Below are 18,200 nucleotides of genomic sequence, written 5' to 3'. Positions count from 1 at the left end.
TTTATTGCGTTATGTCGAGTGCACCACAATGAGTGCCACAACATAGGACATAAGATGTTTGAGGATAAATATAAGATTACTGCCATTAAGTTAAATGAAGCAGCCATTAAGGAGTTGGGGATATGAGTTTGAGAGAGTTTAAAATACCAGGCAAGGTTCAAGCTAAGCAGAGACCGCGATTAAATTTAAAGAACGGTAGAGTTTATACACCACAGCCTACAATCAACTATGAGAGTTATGTTAAATGGTGTTATTCGGATTATGCCAAACAGAAAGGCTGGGAGAAAACTCTTGAGAATGCGATAAGTGCCGAAATTGAGGTTTTTATGCCTATCCCTAAGTCAGATACCAAAAAGAAGAAAGAAGCGAAATTAAGCGGTAAAATACGCCCTACAGTGAAGCCTGATAACGACAATATCGCTAAGAGTGTGCTAGATGCCTTGAATGGATTAGTATATGGCGATGATAAGCAGATTGTTGAGTTGAAGGTTAGGAAGTATTACGGTGTAGAACCTTATGTATATGTTAAATTGATTGAGTTGGAGGGATAAGAAATGAAGATATGTGAGTATTTAAAAAAGAATGGAATGACTATCACAGCTTTAGCATTAAAAATAGGGATATCCGATTCTTCATTGCGAAATTTAATAAGAGGAGGAAGTGTATCAACACACATCATTGAGAAAGTGCAGAAGCTTGGATTAACCGTTGATGGTGTTGAAATGGTAGAGAATGTCGACAATTTACCGACTATATTAGAGGTGATGGAGCGGGACGGTTTAACACAGTATGCTTTTGCCATTAAATATGGTGTTAGCCACACCAACATCAACTACATGTTACGAAAGGGGTATCGAGGAGCAAGTCATGAATTGGCAGATCATTTACGCAAACAAGGGGTATATGTGCCGGTTAGAACCTATTTAGTTCCACCGCAGGGTAGTGGTGAGAAGTTCTACGGCGAGCCTAAAGCTAAGGTAGTTAAAGAGCCTAAAACTTTTCTCAAACCATTTCAGATTCAAGCCGTCAGAAGTCTAGGTAATACCGTTGTTAGGAAGAAAGGTGAAAAGAAAGACGTTCGCACACCGGATATGATTGTTAAAGAATTTGAGAAGTTTGGATTGAGGGTAAAGGTGAGGAATTTAAGGTCAGACCATAATGGTGATGATTGTTATGTGGTTGAATGTGATTTCGAGAGGTTAATGAGTGTGTGTGGTGTGTAATGTTAATAAGGTGGATGGTTGAAATAATTGAAATGTTTTTGGCGATATTAATCCTATTATTTTTGATGTATACAACATGGTATGGTGTCACTATCGAGAGTGGCGATATCAAAATCGAACTATATGGTGTAGGGAGATAGTTTACGAATAAGTGAGATGTTCTAAGAGGTGAGAGTGTGACAGCAAAGGAGATAGTAGATCAATACAATTTCAGTAAAGAGAGAATTGAGTCTTTAGAGAGAAAGAAGCAACGTATCCTAGATGAACCACCAATTAAAGTAACGGACTATAGTGAGTTTGGCTATGGAAATGGTGTAGGGATTGAAGATAAGTATTGTGACAGAGTGAAAGAAATAAACGACATAGATGAAGAGATTAGATGGCTGAAGCAATATGTTGAAAGAGTTGAAAAGGTATTTTGTTGGATTAGCAAGACTCATGCGGAGGAATTAGATATCGTATTATACAAGTACACACATAACAAAACAAATAAAGAGGTTGCAATCGATTTTAATTATGGTGAAAGGACTATTAACAGGAAGTTAAAAGTCGCCTGTAATAAACTGATAAAGTTATTAAATTAAAGAATGGCGTAAAAGGGGGCGTAAATCATGTCGTAACTTTTTATAAAAAACATGATAATATGATAGTGTCGATTACGACGCAAGAGAGCAAGTGATACTTCAGTTACTCACATAATTAAGTATCTAATCGTGATGCTAAATCATGGTTAATAATCGCCCGACTAAGAGCCGAGGGTAAAACCTCGGAATATGTCTCGATAGCTTAATGGTAGAGCAAAGGCAATCCAAAACCTTGTGTATTGGTTCAAATCCAATGAGAGACCCCATAATATGCCCGAAAGGGCACCAAGTACGATACGTTTTGAAGTTGATTGATGTGAATTCATTGCCATCAGTGATAACCTCCAGCCTGAGAGCTTTTTGCTCAAGGGCGACACGCTTGTGTCGTTTATTAAGTAAGACAGTAAGCTTCTTAGGTTCTTTAGGAGCACGCTAAGTTGGTGCAAATCCAATCGCAAGCACTACCCTAAAAACAGATTGATGTCTTGATAACACATCAGTAATCTTAAATCCCATCCCGATAAGCACACGTTCCCCCGACGTGTGTTTTTATTTTACAAAGAAAGGTGGTGTTGCAATGAAGCTTACACCCAAACAACAGGCGTTTGCTGATTATTATATTCAAACAGGCAACGCCACTGAAGCTGCTATAAAAGCAGGGTATAGCAAAAAGACCGCTAAAGAAACAGGGTATGAAAACCTCACAAAACCTCACCTTCAAGAGTATATCGAAGAGAAACAAAAGGAATTAGAGAGCAATCGTTTAGCAGATATAACAGAAGTTCGAGAGTTTTGGACGGAGGCAATGCGAAATCCCGATAATTCCATGAAAGACCGATTAAAGGCTAGTGAGATGATAGCAAGAACATCAGGGGCATTCTTAGATAAAGTTGAAATGAAAACAACGGGTGAACAAACGATTACCGTAACGATAATGGATGATGACGATGCAGATTAATTTGCAAATTAGCAAAAAAATATTCAGTCCTCATTTTTATCCCTATCTATTTGATTATAGCCATAGATGGAATATCTTTATGGGTGGAGCAGGTTCTGGTAAGTCGCATTTCGTCATTCAAAAACTAATCATCAAAGCGTGTCAATCTAAGCGTAAGGTTTGTATGTGTCGTCGATACGGTACGACTATTAATAACTCTATTTGGGATTTAACTAAACAAATGTTGAGGCAGTTAAAGCTATTAGATCAGTGCTCAGTCAATAAGTCAGAACGTAGTATTACTCTACCTAATGGTTCAATGATTATTATGTTGGGACTTGATGATGAAGAAAAACTATTATCAATCAATGGTGTTACTGATTTCTTTATTGAAGAAATATTTGAAGTACCACAAGAGATAGTTGACCAGATAGATTTACGTTTAAGGGCGAAAGCTCCGTATTTGCAAATATACGGTTGTTTCAATCCAATTAGTCCTCACCACTGGTTACATGGGTTTTGTGAAGGCGATAAGCAACCTGCTGATTTGTTTTATGACAGAAGCAATTACAAAGATAATCCATTTTTACCTCAATCATATGTAGATTCACTGGAGAGTTTGAAAACCCGAAATCCTAATAAATATCGTATATTTGCAGAAGGAAATTGGGGAACTGATTTAGATGGTTTAGTATTTAAACATATCAACTTCATCAATAGTCATGATATAGATGTCAATGCTATGTTAAAGGACAAATCATGGCAAGTTAGATGCGGAATGGATATTGGTGAACTAGATCCAACAGCTATTGCAGTCAGCTTATTCAATGAAAGGACTCAGGCATTATATTTAATTAAAGAGTTTTATCAACGTGGAGCTACATTAGATGAAATGTATGAAGCCATTATTAATCTAGGGATACAGAAACAGAAAATATATGTTGATAGTGCAAGTCCTCAAGTCATTAGCTACTTGAAGTCAAAAGGCATCAATGCTCAACCGTGTATTAAAGGTGCAGGAAGTGTTGAAGCTAGAATTTCATATCTGCAAAACTTAGATATATATGTGCTAGTTGATAGTTGCCCAAACGCTCAAATAGAATTTGAAAATTTTGTTTACCTTAAAGATAAGAAAACAAATGTTTATACCAACAAGACTGACCACACTTACAGTCACTTATGTTGTGATGCGCTAGGATATAGCATTTGTGATATTTATTCATCAAATAGGGTTAAAATATTCGATAAATCTTCACTTAGATTGTAAAGGGAGGAGTTGATTAAATGTTGCAACTAAGACGACCTAAAAAGAGATATAACTACAATGAAGTGTATAATTTTATTCGGCAACACGAAACTCATATGTATCACGACCATAAGTTATTAGCTTACTATGAGGGGAATAACACAGAAATCAATAAAAAGAACCGCAGTGAGGGTAAGAGCAATATCAAAGCAACTCATTCTTTTGCTAGTAAGCTAGTAGACACATTTACGGGATATTTTGCAAGTAAACCGGTCAAATATGATGCTGACAACGAAGATATCCTGTCTTTAATTGATGATTATTTAAAATATAATGACAGTGAAGAAGCGTTAATCACCTTGACTCGAAATAGTGCCATTTACGGTGTTAGTGCGACAATGACATTTTTAGATGCCAAAGGTAATATACGATTCTGTCCAGTAGATAATCGTGAGTTGATCGTGATTACAGATAACAGTGTATTAGAGGAAATTCATACTGTTATTCGTCACTGGAAAGTAGAGAATAATGGTGGTGTACGTGAAACCCACTATGTTGAAGTCTATACTGATGTAGATGTGACTAAATATTATCTTGAAACTGAGAATGGCGAGGTCAAAGAAACTACTGTGCCACAAGTTAGTGAGCATTATTTCAAAGACGTTCCTTTTAGCTTATTCAAATTCAATGATGGAAAAGGACTGTTTGAACGTGTTATCCCGTTAATTGATGCTTATGACTTAGCGGTATCTAACACATTGGATTTATCTAATGACTTAGTAGATGCCCTCTTATTAGTAAGTGGGTGCACACTTAATGATGAGATGATACAACAGATTCGTGAGTTAAGGATGTTAAATGCAAGTGAAGATATTAAAGTTGAGTATGTTCAGAATAATTTACCAACCAATGAAGAAGTAAAGACACGCTTACGTGAAGATATTTTCTCATTAGCAGGTATCGTTGACTTAGAGGATAAGAATTGGGGAAGTGCTTCTAGTGGTGTAGCTTTACGTTTACGTATGGCTAGTACAGAGTTTAAAGCAGGTGTTACACAGGGGCATTTTATTAAGGCATTAAGACGTAACTTAGAGTTAATGTTAAATCTTAAATCATTAACCAATCCAATTGACGTTGATAAAGAATTGCGTGAGATTAAGATTACAATGCATCGTAACGCTATTGCAAATGAGACAGAACAGATTCAAAATGCTTTGCAGTTATCAACTATGTTAAGTCAGGAGACTGTTGTTGGTCTATTACAGGACTTCGTGCCTAGCATTGAGGTTGAATTAGAACGATTGGCTGAAGAAAAAGAACGATCTATCTCATTCATGCAAGATAACTTCAACGATCATGAACCAGTAGTAGATGATAGAGAAGAAAATGCTGAAGTAGTAGGTGAGTAGCATGCCTAAATCACACTTTCAACAGAAGATGGAGAAGTTAGACAACAACTACAACCGATATTTTAAATCTACTCTTAAAGAGTTACAGAAAGAATATAAAATAGCTTACGATACTATCAAAGTAGAGATTATCAAATGGTATAAGAGTATGGAAGAAATTAAGGCAGTAAATCCTAATTTTCAATTTAGTGAACTTAAGCATCTTGAAGAATTGACTAAACAGGTTGATTTGATTTTAGATGAACTAGCCAAAGTTGAATCTGACAAACTAGGTGATTCGCTAAATCAGTTATATGTTAGTGACTACATGGATTTAGCAAAATTGAATGAAAAATACAAGGAGATTGCTAATCGTCCTTCACCAGAGCTTAACCAGTTGAAATCTATTGAACTATTAGAGTCATATATAAATACACCTATAGCCACAGGAGAATTGGCAGAGGTGGCTAAACAAATGGATTTATCTTGGTGGTATTCTCCACTACAAGGTAAATGGTACTACACTCGAATTGAAGAGAGAGCTAAGAAGTTAGGCTATTCGATTGAGAGTAAGTTAAAACAATCTATCATTCGTGGAGATGGATATAACAAGATAGCAGGAGAAGTTATGCGTGATTTAGATGTTAGCTTTAGAAGTGCTAAGACATTGGTCCAAACCGAACTAAGGACAGCCGAAATCACAGCACACCTTCATCAAGCAAAACAGAACGGCTATACTCATATGGAACGTAGAAGTATGAGAGATAGTCGCGTCTGTAAACTGTGCCAATCGTTAGATGGAGCTATTTATCCACTCGAATCGACTACATCAGGAGATTTTATACTGCATCCTAATGAGCGATGTGTTTTAGTTGAAGTCGTTGTTGATGAAAATGGAAATATCAAACGTTCGCCATATTATGATGATGCTCAAGATTTTATTAAGAAGCGTGCTAAATCGAATGAGGATCGTACCAAGATGATACGTGCGCAATATGATTTAAATAAGAAAAAATAGTTACTAGACTTATAACTAGGTGGAACTCTTTGTAGTTCCTTTTATTTTGCTTTACTTGTTGAGCATATCAATGAGGATTTTACTCAAAGAAAGAGGTCAAATGTATGGAAGATAACCAAATTTTAAATACAAACACACAAAATCAAGTGTCAGAACAAAGTGAGGGAAACGTGGAAACTCAACCACAAGACACTAAAACTTTCACACAAGAGGAATTAGATCGCATCTTAACTAAGCGTTTGGAGAAGGAAACGAAAAAGTGGGAGGCTAAGTTTAACGCTCTTGAAGAGTCACAAAAGTTATCTCAAATGAATGAAGAACAAAAAGCAGAGTATGATTTCAACAAAAAATTAGAAGAATTGCAACAACGTGAGCAAGAGTTAGAAGCTAAAATCAATCAATATAATCAACAACAATATAAAGCTACTATTACTTCACAATTGCAAGAAGCAGGGTTACCTGTATCTATGGCGGATTTGCTAGTCAACATGGATGCAGAATCGGTAGCAACACAAATTAATGCTATGAAAGATTTGTTCAGTAATCAGATTAATGCACAAATACAAGCTAAAGTTCAAGCTAGTGCTAATGTGCCTACAATGTCTAATGAACAACCTAAAGCATTGACAATGGAGGATATCTCTAAAATGTCTACTCAAGAAATTATGCAGCGTAAGGCAGAAGTAGATAAAGTGGTTAAAGAGTATTACATGACTAAATAATTAAGGCACTAGATAATAGTGCCTTTTATTATTCCTTTGAGTGGGGGTGGTTAAACACTTCACCATCTAGGGTGGGTACTAGAGAAATATTAAAATGAAAGAGGTAATATAATGCCAAATTTGCAAAACACTTCAGAAATTAAATCAGCCATTGCTTCAGTATGGAAAGCTGAAATCCAAGAAGAATACATGAAGCGCTCTATCTTAGAAGCAATCACTTATCCAGTTGCAATGGATGGATACGGTAAATACATTATTAATAAAATCGTTGCAGATGATGATTGTGTAGTGGATTACGATGGGAATGACTTAACATTCAAAAAGGGAGCAACAGAAGCTATTGAATTAATTCCAGACCAACACAAAGCATTTGCTATGGAGTTCCCGACTATCGACTATGCCATGACTAATACAAATGCTCGTGAAGCATTAATCCGTCAACGTGTAAATACTTTACAACTATCTACTTGTAACCACGTATTAGGATTAGTTCGCGCAGAGGAAGATATTCAAAAAGTAACTGCAACATTAACTAAGTCTAATATTTATGAAAACATCAATAAAGCAGTACGTATGTTAGATTCTAAAGAAGTGCCTTCTGATGGACGTATTATTTTAATGAACTGGAATACCTTAACGATGTTAGAACAATCTTCTCAATTCGCTAATAACTTCCATGTTGCGACTGAGTTAAACGGATTATCTAACGTTACTGTATCTGGTGTTCAAGTATTATTAACTAACTTAATCGAAGATGGAGAAATCATTGTATTACACAAAGATGCAATCGCACAAGTTCAATACTTAGATCAAATTAAGTTTGGTGAAATGGAAAAACGTTTCTCTGAATATGTCAAAGTCTTATCAGTGCATGGTGCATTAATCACTCGCCCAGAGTCAATCGTTCGTATTGCTACTGCTTAACTGAACGCTACATCGCTTGTTGAAGAACAAGTAATCGAAGATGTAGAACCTAAGGGAACTCGCGAGAGAAAGACAACCAATTAAGAATGGAGTGATGTAGATGATTGAATTAATCAAAAAGCTAACTAACACTAAATTAGATGATGTGGTTATCAATTTCTACATCTCTAATGCAACGAATGCAATAAAAAACTATCTCAATGATCCTGATTTAGATATATGCGACACCTATTATAACGAAGCGATAGAGTTAGCTTGCTACTACATCAACAAAGCTACTATGTCGCAAGGTTCAGTTGAGAATGGTGCTATCAAATCTATTTCATCAGCAGGTCGTAGTGTGACATTTATGGATTTTGATGAATTGAATAAAATCGGCATTCCTCAGACAATCAAAGATAGACTACCTAAACCTAAAGTTATGGTGAAAGTATGGTGATGATATATGGGAGTTAATGATTTATTCTACACAGATAAAGCAACACTCATGGGTGTTATTGCTAGTAAGCCTAATGAATGGGGAATTGTAGAGCAAACCTATGAGTTCATTGCAGAAGATATTCCATGTTCAATTACCCCTATTAGCACTTATCATTCTCAACAGAAATATGGGATAGCTAGTAACGTATCATTTGAAGTTTCAATGGATCATATAGAGAGTTGCGAGTCAGCTACTCGTGTTGAAGTGGATGGAGTAACCTATCAAGTGAGAACTTATACGGTTTATCCTGCTTTTATGTGTCTTCCTAAAACTATTACCTATGGACTTAAACGATGAAGATAACAATTGATACATCATCACTACTTAAAGGTTTGGAGAAAGATTTACAGAAGATACAGGAAGGTCTCGAAGAAGGCATGAGATTAGTGGCTAGTGAGATTGCACAGATGCAACAAGATATCATTGACGAAAAAATAGGTGGGGATGGTTCTTATATAAGAACTGGTAAATTAAAATCATCTGTTACTATTATGCCATTAGAGTGGTCAAATGGATTAGCTAGTATGACAGTAACTAATGTCGGTTGTAACTATGCAATTTATAATGAGTTAGGGACAGGTATTTATGCAGATAATGGACAAGGTAGACAAGATGGATGGTTTTATCCAGTTGGGGATGGGACCTATCGCTTTACTGTGGGGTTGCCACCGAAATACTTTGTTAGAGACTCATTCGAGTTCTATAAAGATAAAGCACCAAGCATTATTCAACAATCAATATTTAATAAACTATAAGGAGGGAGTCGCACGTTTTGTTATCAATTCGAACTGAACTCAAAGAGGGTTTGACAAAAGCGACAGGCATGGATGTGTATTTTGTACAACCACCTGTGAATGCTGACGTTGCAATCCCTCTTTTGATATTAGAAGAGAAATCTAACAATCAATATTATCGTGATCATAATAGTCACATGGAGATTGTTAACTTGTCATATGACATTAGCATCTATGTAGATGAGCCTGAGCAGTTGTTTAAGCTCATGGGAGTAGTAGATGACTATATGCACGGAGTGGGGCTTAAACGCAACTACACAAGTGCTGACATGAACATTGATAACCGCTTGTGGTGTAAGACAATGACTTATAACTGCAAGGCCGCTCTATTAAAAGATTGTACAATTCAAATTTCGAATTAGAAAGGAATGATTATATATGGCTGAATTATTAACTCAAGGCGCGGTGTTGAAACTTGATTCAACAGTTGTTGCCGGTGTTAAATCGATGGGAGAGATTACAGAAAAAACTTCTAAAGTTGAAGTGACGACATTAGCAGATAAAGGTCGCCGTTATATTAATGGGATTAAAGAATATGGTGATGAAATCTCATACACTTGTAATTATGAGAAAGCTGAATTTAAAAAAGTGCGTGCATTAGCAGATGGAGAAACGCATGAGGTAGAGATAACATACGCTGATGGATTGAAGATTACTTTTAATGCATACGTATCCGTAACGTTAAATGGTGTTGAAGTAGATGCGGTCCATGAATTTACAATCAGTTTGACTCCTGCATCAGAAATCACCATTGGAGATGTGGAGTAATAATTAATAAAATAAGTCCTTGTGAAATGCAAGGGCTTTTTCTTTTAGTACACAAAACAAGAAAGGATGACTAAACATGATTAAGCAAGTCGAATTTATGGGGCTTAACCTAACATTAGTAGGAACTAAAGAAAAAATTCAATTAGAGAAAGCATTAGGTTGTTCACCGCTTAACTTTATATTTGGAATGATGGGTGGAGCAACAAATGAGCAAGATATTGATTTTTCTAAAATGCAAATCCCAACTATGCCAGTTATGACTACTGTCTTACACGCAGCAGCACAAAAGTTAAATGCAGGTGTATCGATTGATAAAATGATGGATTTAATTGATGCTTGGTTAGAGAAAGAGGAAGAAAATTCGGTTATCTCATTGTTTACGGTCGTGATGGAAGTTCTTCAAACAGGTAAATATTTACCGTATGATAAGCAAGAAATTATTGAGAAAGAAGAGGCAATCCATGATTGTCTTGAAGCATGAGAATAAAATCTATTATCCTAAATTGACGATTAGATCATGTTTGGCAATTGATAAACTGTTTGGTGATTTAACTCGACCGTTATTGACTGTTATAAGTGTCAAAACGCAACTGCTGTTATTATCCTTATCGTTAGAGCAATATGAGTTAAGTGATGACGAGTTGTACGATGTTGCTGACAGTGTTGAGGATCTAAATTCTTTGATTTTAGAGATTTATCAAGAAGCGGGTATTATTAATCAAAATCAATCGGAACTCGAAACAGAAAGAGAATATAAGCCTACAAATAATGTTCCTAATGATAATGTGACGTTCGAAAATCATGTAATGGATTTGTTGGGGCAATGTACGAGTATTGGCATGAGAGAAGAAGAATTTTATAAGTCTACACTTGCTCAAGTTACAAGATACGTTGAGGCGTATAACAAGCAACAACAAAGTGAACTGCAAGAGAAAGCTTGCTTTGATTATCAATTAGCTAATTTGATTGGTATGTCGGTATCAAGATTATTAAGTAAGGATGCTAAGTATCCTGAATTTAAAAAAGCATATCCTTTTATCGGGAACGATGCTCAAGAGAGAGTCGACGAACAATGGGAGATGGAAGTGCAGCGCATTAAATTAAGAGAGTGGGCTGAACAAATGAATAAGAACTTTCATGTGGTAGGAGGTGAGTAGATGGATGAACAAAAAATTATAGACATTAAGCTTCAAGTTGATAAGACGAATGTTGACACTTCATTTGATAAAATCGAGAAACAAGCTAATACCATGTCCAATAATGTATCTAAGTCAACCAACAAGACAGGGCAGTCTTTTAATCATTTAGGACGACAGATGCAAAATGCGTTCAAGGGTGTAAATCTTCGTGGCTTAATGTCATCCATGGAACGAATTAAAACAACAGTAGCTAAAACTATGAAACAAGTCAAAAGTAATATCCAATCGAGTTTGGGTGCTTTTAATGATTCTAAAATGAAAATGCCTACAGATAATACTAAACTTCCAACATCAAATCCGAATGATAACAGTATTCCGAAGCAACTATCTTTAATTGATAAGATGAAGAAAAAGCTTAAAGAGTGGGGAAATCAACATCAAAACACCGCTAATCAAATCAAAAATGCTAATAAAGGTTTAATCACTAGCTTCAAATCATTACTAAGCGCTATGATGCCGTTCTTAGGAATTTATGCTATTTTCAGTGGGTTGAGAAATGCTATAAATGATGCCATGGAATCTATTGAGACTGATAACATGTTTAACACCGTCATGGGAAGTGCCTCAAAAGAAATGAGCGCTTGGGTTAAAGAGTTAAATCAAACTGTTGGACTAGGTATTAAGAATACAAAACAGTATACCGCCACTATTACTCAAATGGGGCGTGCAATGGGGTTAACCGGACAACAGGCTATTGATATGTCTAAACAAATGGCAGTTATGGCTGGCGATATCAGTTCGTTCTATAATACTGATTTAGCAAGTGTACAAGCCGATTTAAGAAGTGCTTTAAGTGGAAGTTTTGAAACGATGGATAAATACGGTGTCGTTTTACGTGCTAATACGATTAAAGAATACGCATATGCCAATGGTATTGCTAACACAGGAGCAGAGTTAACTAATGCTCAACGTGCTATGGCTACTACGATGATGATTGAAGAACAATTAGGATTAGCGAATGGCGATCTAGCACGAAGTCTTAAATCACCTTCTAATCAAACTCGTGTCTTAAAATCTAATTTGAGTGATTTATCAGTTGCATTAGGTAAATGTTTCACACCTATTTTGACCGTTGTATTACCTATCCTTAATACCTTTGTTCAAGCATTAACGACAACTATTAATGCCATTGCTAATTTCATTAGTCAAGTCTTCGCTCTATTTGGAGTTCAAGTTGACTTTGGTGTGGGTGGAGTTGTAGATGAGATTACAGGCGGATTGGAAGATGCTAATAATTCATCAGGTGGAGTATCAGATGATTTAGCAAATGGTGCCGAAAGTGCTCAAAAGATTGCAAAGTCATTAAGTGGAATTGATGAATTGAATGTTTTATCGGATAATTCCTCATCTAGTTCAAGTGGAAGTGGTTCTGCGGGTGGTATTGGTAGTGGAAGTATTGAGACAGGTGCCATTGACAGTGCGATGCAACAAACCGAAACGAAATTTTCACAATGGGCGAAAAAAGTAGCGGCTACATTGCAAATGGTATGGAATTCACTTAGAGATGGATGGAGTAGTGTTGATGGCTATATCAATGATTCACTAGATAAACTTAGACAATCATTTGTTAATCTAGGTAAATCTATCGAGTCATTCCTAATTAGATGTTGGAACAACGGTGGAGAGGAGTTAATCTATAATATTGGTAGACTTGCAGGAGCATTCACTGGATTAGCTTTAGATATTGGTAGTCAAGTGATTGATGCAGTATCTAAGTTATTCGACCACATGAATCCTGACAATAATCCTAATACTCGTAAATTCATTAAGGCTATGAATGAAGCATTGGTCGCTTGTCAGAATTTTGCCTTATCAGCAGGTGGTTGGCTAAAAACATTCCTAGATAATGGAGGTCAAGCCTTTTTAAATAATATGAGCGACATTGCTTTCATCGTGGGAACGATTTTGGTTAAAGCATTTGAAGATGGCGTTCGAGCTATCACGGATTTTCTTAACTCTTATATCGGTCAAGCTATCATCGAATCATTTGCGATGTTGCTAGAAGATTTAACCGGTATTCTTGAAACCATGCTAGGTTGGGTAAGAGATAACCAAGAGTGGATTGAAGCACTAGGGTTAGCTGTTCTAGGAGCTTGGGGTGCATTTAATCTGATTAATGGCGTTATTACAATCTTTAATGGTGTTATGACGATTTGTAGTGGAGTCATGACTATTGTATCTGGTGCCGGTACTATTCTTGGAGGTGTTATTGCCTTCCTCACTTCACCTATTGGATTAGCAATATTAGCCATTGGCGCATTAATTGCTATCGGTGTGTTATTATGGCAAAATTGGGACACTATTAAAGAAAAATGTGCAGAGTTATGGCAAGGGCTTCAAACCTATTGGTCATACATTAAGACAACAGTTGTCAATAAATGTACGGAAATCAAAGACAAAGCAGTTGAAATTTGGACTAATATTAAGACATGGGTTGTTGAAAAGGTAGTTAACATCAAAGACAGTATTAAGGATAAATTCACTCAAGCCTACACAAGTGTTACCGACATTTTCGGTAAAATTAAAAATAAGATTACTGATACTATCGAGGGTGCTAGAGATAATGTCAAAAATGCGATTGATAAAATCAAATCATTCTTTAATTTTGAATGGTCACTTCCTCATCTTAAATTGCCTAAAATTTCAATCAGTGGGTCCTTCAGTTTAAATCCTATTTCTGTTCCATCATTCGGAATTAGTTGGCATAGAAAAGGGGGGATTTTACCTGCTGGATCTAATGCTATCTTTGGGATGAATGGAAACAACCTAATGGCTGGTGGAGAAATCTCAACAGGTGGTGAAGCTATTCTACCTTTATCTGATTTATTTAAAGAGATGAGAGGGATGTTCGATGCTCAGAATAGACAATTAATCAGTAGCCTGTCACAAGGTAATAATCAACCTATTAACCTAATCTTAAAAATGGATGGTCAAACAATGGCTAAAGCAACATTTAAGAATTTCAAACAATTAGCTCAATTAGGAATTATTGATTTGAGTGAATTAATATAGAGAGGAAGATAGAGATGTTAGAAGTAGTAAAAAATATAACACTAAATGGAGTTTCCAAAATTGATGGACAACCAGTAGCCTATATGAATGCCAGTTTATCAACGGACGCGAATGGATCAAACAATGTTAATACGAATATTGCCAATCGTGAACTATATAATGCCAACAAAGAACAAGTTCGCCAAGATATTGCAGATTTTGATGAGATGGTGTATGTACAAGAAGATGAATTAGTAGGAGGGCAAATTTAATGAAGCTAAGTAATGAAGTATTAGTGAGTAGTATTTCAGTTTTAAGTAAATTAAATCAATTAGAGCTACCTGTTAAGGTAGCTTTTATTTTGGCAAAAAACATTAAAGAAGTTGATAAATCATTAGAGAGTTATAATGAAACTCGTAAAAAGCTATTGATTCAATATGCCGAAAAAGATGAAAATAACATGCCGAAATCAGATGATGCTGGAAATATTATTTTCAAAGAAGATTGCCATGAGAAGTGGGTCCAAGATATCCAGGAATTATTAGACTTAAAAGTAAATCTTAAAATTGAAACCATTCCAACGCATGATTTATTTAAAGCAGAGATTTCAATTTCACCTTCTGAATTAGAAAAAATCCAATTTATGATTAAAGATTAAATGAGGTGATGAGGAATGAGAGAATCATTCATTACGATTAATGGAGTAGAATTCAACCCTGCCTCGTGCCAATTTGAATATGAAACGCTCGATGGGGAGAATGCGGGACGTACATTAGATGGAACGATGCATCGAGATGTCATCTGTACTAAAATCTCAATCAAATTAGAATGGAACTCAATCAGTGTCAGTGAGATGTCGCGTTTATTAACCGCATTAGATTCCTCTCTTTTTACGGTAAGATATTTTAATCCACAGCAAGGTGGATTTATGACAGGTGTTTTTTACTGTGGTAATCGTAGTGTGCCTGTCTACTCATTTGTAAATGGACAAATCAAATATGACGCGGGATTCAGTGTTAATCTAATTCAACAATAAAGGGAGGTGAAATTATTTACCAAATTCAAGAAGATAAGCTTAAGTATTTTGAAAAGGAAATTTCTAATCCGCTTAGAAAACTTACTTACAAAATTACATTAAATAACGAAAATATATTACCTGGTCAAATCATGAATAATCCAACTTTAATAACTGACACAGGATTAAATCAATATGGTGTGGGATGTACGTTAATAACTCAACTTTCGTTAATGATTAAGAAAGAGATAGTTATTGTTCCTCAGGATGTTATGACTATTCAAGTAGGGCTAGAAATCTACAATGAGATTACTAAACAATGGGAAATTATCTATACGCCATTAGGGACATTTTATGTGGATAATGTTGAAGAAAAAGGAGCAATAAAGTCTATTAAGGCGTATGATCAGATGTATAAATTAAGAAAAGGTTATTTTCCAAGTGCTAAACATAGCACTACATATGGGATTGCTAATGATATCGCTAGAATAACGGGGTTGAACTTAAAAGGTATTTCTTTTAATACCAATAATGTCAATATTAGTAACGAACAACTAGAGGGAAAGACACAAATTGAAATGTTATCACTAATAGCAGGAGCCATTGGCGGACATGTTCGTATTTCTCGTGATGGTTCGAGTATTGAATTTATTGAGCCTATAAATCATGGAGAGGTTTATACTGAATCGGATTACGCGACACCGACATTAGATGATGCAACCAGTTACCATATTACTAAGTTACGCATCAACTATTCAGATAAAATAACTAATGATGAAGGATCAGTAATTGATGAGGGCTATTATGAGGTAGGGACTGGAAATGATGCTAACACTTTAGAATTAAGCAATCCATTGCTTAAAGGTCAACAAGCACAAGCTACTAATGTGTTAAATAAAATCAAGCAATTGAATGGATATAAGCGATTTGATACTACTTTACGATTAGGAGATTATCGTTTAGAGTCTATGGATGTTGTTACCTATACCAAAGGTGAGGTAGAGTACATTGTACCGATTCTTTATATGAAAATGAAATTAACGTATCGAGGACTTAGTATTGAAACTCAATCGCCAACAGTTGCTGAAACTAAAAGAGAATTCTCATTCAAAGGGACACTCACTCAAAAAGTAGAGAACATTTATGCTGATCTTATTCAAGTTAAACAATTAACTGCCAATAAAGTTACAACGGATGAGTTAGAAGCAACGGTTGCAACGATTGAGAAGTTGTATGTTAAGCACGGACAGTTTGATAGCTTAGTTGGAAATTCTATTGCAGTTCAAGAGATTAACGTAAACATAGCCAATATTAATGTATTAGTGGCTGGAAAAGCTGATATTTCAGAACTAAATGCGGCGGTCGCTAATATTAATATTTTAAATGCGGATTTAGGTGTGATTAAAAACTTAGTCAATGGAAATCTTTCATCAGAAAATATTCAAGCAGGTGGAATTACCTCGGATAAATTAACCATCGCTAATGGATTTATTAAAGATGCGATGATTGATTCGTTGAATGCGAATAAAATAACTGCAGGTCAAATCAATACGGCCTTGGTTCAAGTTGCTTCATCAAGTGGAAATTTAGTCATTAATGATAATACAATACAAATTCGTGATGCAAATCGTGTTCGTGTTCAAATTGGTAAAGATGCTTCGAATGATTACTCTATGAGTGTATGGGATCCAAGTGGTAAGCTGATGTTTGATGCACGAGGACTGAAAGCAGATGCAATTAAAGAGGGGATTATTCGTAATGATATGATTTCAGCTCATGCCAACATTGATGGTTCAAAGTTAAATATCAGCAGTGTGGTGAGTGAAATTAATGAGGGTTCTACAAACCTTAAAGCATCAAAGGTTCAAATTAATGGTGTGGCGCAAACATTAGAAGTAGCTTTTAATCTTTTAAAAACACAGGCTGATGGGACAAAGTCTCAAACAGAGAGTAATACCACCGCTATTAATGTAGCCCAGGGAAAAATTAACACACTGATTCAAGATACAACGATTACTAAAGATGGACAAACCGTTAAATTGAAAGATGAATACTCTAAACTCGAACAAACAGTCGGAAGCTTGAGTTCCACGATTGGAAAGCAACAAACGATTATTGATGATCATACGGGTAAGATTACAGCCTTTAATAGTGAAATGGTTTCGTTAAAACAAAATCTGAATGGATTAAGTTTAAGTGTCTCGACTGCTGAAACAACCATCCAATCTCACACTCAACAATTAGCACAAAAGGCGGATTTAAAGACTGTTGATGAGAAGATTGATGGAATTCAAGTTGGGGGAAGGAATTTAATCATAAGATATAATGAACTTCCTAAAAGAATGGTTAATAAAGATGGAGCAGTAGAATATCGGGAACATTCCTCATTGATGAATGATTTTATTAGTGTATCACCTAATGAATGTCTGACTTTCTCACAGCTCAAAGATGGTGGAGTCTACGATGATTTTTTCCGATATGCTTTTTATGCAAAAGATAAGGTGACTGTGATTAAAATGTCATACAATATGGATGATGTATTTCAAGAAATCGTTCCAGAAGGAGCCGTATGGTTGCGTGTTTCATATAAGACAGGAAATGTTGTAAAGCTTGAGAGAGGGAATAAAGTAACGGATTGGACACCTGCTCCTGAAGATGTTCAGGCGTCTATTGATACTAAAGCTAATAGTGTGGACGTGTATGTTAAATCAGAAACTTATACTAAAACAGAAACGGAGTCAGCAATAAAGGTTGCTAAAGATGAAATTAACTTAGGTGTATCTAGTACATATGAAACTAAAACAAATGTTGAAACTCAAATCAATGGGGTTAAATCATCTGTTACAAATTTAGAGAGTCGTATTAGTAAGGCTGAACAAAAGATTACAGATTCAGCGATTATTCAAACTG

22 protein-coding genes and 1 tRNA gene are annotated in these 18,200 nt (G+C 35.6%); all 23 read left to right on the top strand.

All coding sequences use genetic code 11. From position 1 onward, the window contains the following. The first annotated feature begins 3 nt into the window (after nt 1-3). Complete coding sequence (locus QWC74_RS14785; protein ID WP_353888895.1) at nt 4-126, top strand: putative HNHc nuclease; 123 nt, start codon at nt 4-6, stop codon at nt 124-126. After that, nucleotides 123-551 carry a RusA family crossover junction endodeoxyribonuclease gene (locus QWC74_RS04450; protein WP_006783381.1) on the top strand — a complete coding sequence of 143 codons (429 nt, stop codon included), beginning with the start codon at nt 123-125 and terminating at the stop codon, nt 549-551. Before QWC74_RS14785 ends, QWC74_RS04450 begins: the two co-directional genes overlap by 4 nt. Before the next feature lie 3 nt (nt 552-554). After that, nucleotides 555-1,223: a helix-turn-helix transcriptional regulator gene (locus QWC74_RS04445; protein WP_006783382.1), complete on the top strand. Its 669-nt coding sequence runs from the start codon at nt 555-557 to the stop codon at nt 1,221-1,223. 176 nt (nt 1,224-1,399) lie between these two features. Continuing rightward, the gene (locus tag QWC74_RS04440; RefSeq protein WP_006783383.1) at nt 1,400-1,807 is read left to right on the top strand and encodes a hypothetical protein; all 408 of its coding nucleotides are present in this window, start codon (nt 1,400-1,402) and stop codon (nt 1,805-1,807) included. A 191-nt stretch (nt 1,808-1,998) separates the two neighbouring features. Further along, a tRNA-OTHER gene (locus tag QWC74_RS04435) sits at nt 1,999-2,073 on the top strand. Between the two features lie 311 nt (nt 2,074-2,384). Continuing rightward, a complete protein-coding gene (locus QWC74_RS04430) occupies nt 2,385-2,765 on the top strand; it encodes a terminase small subunit (protein ID WP_006783384.1) in 381 nt (126 codons plus the stop codon). After that, nucleotides 2,755-4,011, top strand: a complete 1,257-nt coding sequence (locus QWC74_RS04425) for a PBSX family phage terminase large subunit (RefSeq protein WP_006783385.1) — start codon at nt 2,755-2,757, stop codon at nt 4,009-4,011. The genes QWC74_RS04430 and QWC74_RS04425 overlap by 11 nt, the downstream gene beginning before the upstream one ends. Before the next feature lie 17 nt (nt 4,012-4,028). Continuing rightward, entirely contained in the window at nt 4,029-5,399 is a 1,371-nt protein-coding gene (locus QWC74_RS04420) for a phage portal protein (protein WP_006783386.1), read from the top strand. Nucleotide 5,400: 1 nt separating this feature from the next. Continuing rightward, the gene (locus QWC74_RS04415; protein WP_006783387.1) at nt 5,401-6,396 is read left to right on the top strand and encodes a minor capsid protein; all 996 of its coding nucleotides are present in this window, start codon (nt 5,401-5,403) and stop codon (nt 6,394-6,396) included. Between the two features lie 104 nt (nt 6,397-6,500). Beyond that, the gene (locus QWC74_RS04410; RefSeq protein ID WP_006783388.1) at nt 6,501-7,118 is read left to right on the top strand and encodes a DUF4355 domain-containing protein; all 618 of its coding nucleotides are present in this window, start codon (nt 6,501-6,503) and stop codon (nt 7,116-7,118) included. Between the two features lie 111 nt (nt 7,119-7,229). Continuing rightward, on the top strand, nt 7,230-8,042 hold the full coding sequence (locus tag QWC74_RS04405) for a hypothetical protein (protein WP_006783389.1): 813 nt from the start codon (nt 7,230-7,232) through the stop codon (nt 8,040-8,042). 100 nt (nt 8,043-8,142) lie between these two features. Then, nucleotides 8,143-8,481, top strand: coding sequence for a phage head-tail connector protein (locus QWC74_RS04400; protein WP_006783390.1), 339 nt, complete (start codon nt 8,143-8,145; stop codon nt 8,479-8,481). Between the two features lie 6 nt (nt 8,482-8,487). Further along, a complete protein-coding gene (locus tag QWC74_RS04395; RefSeq protein WP_006783391.1) occupies nt 8,488-8,820 on the top strand; it encodes a hypothetical protein in 333 nt (110 codons plus the stop codon). Beyond that, the gene (locus QWC74_RS04390; protein ID WP_050775598.1) at nt 8,817-9,278 is read left to right on the top strand and encodes a hypothetical protein; all 462 of its coding nucleotides are present in this window, start codon (nt 8,817-8,819) and stop codon (nt 9,276-9,278) included. The genes QWC74_RS04395 and QWC74_RS04390 overlap by 4 nt, the downstream gene beginning before the upstream one ends. 50 nt (nt 9,279-9,328) lie before the next feature. Beyond that, entirely contained in the window at nt 9,329-9,679 is a 351-nt protein-coding gene (locus QWC74_RS04385) for a hypothetical protein (RefSeq protein WP_155225955.1), read from the top strand. Between the two features lie 16 nt (nt 9,680-9,695). Next, entirely contained in the window at nt 9,696-10,085 is a 390-nt protein-coding gene (locus QWC74_RS04380; protein ID WP_006783394.1) for a phage tail tube protein, read from the top strand. 76 nt (nt 10,086-10,161) lie between these two features. Continuing rightward, nucleotides 10,162-10,566 (top strand): hypothetical protein, encoded by a 405-nt coding sequence (locus tag QWC74_RS04375; RefSeq protein WP_006783395.1) that lies wholly within the window; start codon nt 10,162-10,164, stop codon nt 10,564-10,566. Further along, nucleotides 10,547-11,242, top strand: coding sequence for a hypothetical protein (locus tag QWC74_RS04370; RefSeq protein WP_006783396.1), 696 nt, complete (start codon nt 10,547-10,549; stop codon nt 11,240-11,242). The genes QWC74_RS04375 and QWC74_RS04370 overlap by 20 nt, the downstream gene beginning before the upstream one ends. Continuing rightward, nucleotides 11,243-14,296: a hypothetical protein gene (locus QWC74_RS04365; RefSeq protein WP_006783397.1), complete on the top strand. Its 3,054-nt coding sequence runs from the start codon at nt 11,243-11,245 to the stop codon at nt 14,294-14,296. 14 nt (nt 14,297-14,310) lie between these two features. Next, complete coding sequence (locus tag QWC74_RS04360) at nt 14,311-14,547, top strand: hypothetical protein (protein ID WP_006783398.1); 237 nt, start codon at nt 14,311-14,313, stop codon at nt 14,545-14,547. Continuing rightward, nucleotides 14,547-14,933 carry a hypothetical protein gene (locus QWC74_RS04355; RefSeq protein ID WP_006783399.1) on the top strand — a complete coding sequence of 129 codons (387 nt, stop codon included), beginning with the start codon at nt 14,547-14,549 and terminating at the stop codon, nt 14,931-14,933. Before QWC74_RS04360 ends, QWC74_RS04355 begins: the two co-directional genes overlap by 1 nt. A gap of 15 nt (nt 14,934-14,948) precedes the next feature. Continuing rightward, a complete protein-coding gene (locus tag QWC74_RS04350) occupies nt 14,949-15,311 on the top strand; it encodes a DUF6711 family protein (protein WP_006783400.1) in 363 nt (120 codons plus the stop codon). Between the two features lie 131 nt (nt 15,312-15,442). Beyond that, a partial coding sequence (locus QWC74_RS04345) for a hypothetical protein (protein ID WP_288993934.1) occupies nt 15,443-18,200 on the top strand: 2,758 nt, incomplete at its 3' end.

The sequence above is a fragment of the uncultured Turicibacter sp. genome (assembly GCF_938044715.1).
In the GTDB taxonomy this organism is placed as follows: Bacteria; Bacillota_I; Bacilli_A; order MOL361; family Turicibacteraceae; genus Turicibacter; species Turicibacter sanguinis.
This window is presented reverse-complemented; position numbering and strand designations above follow the sequence as displayed.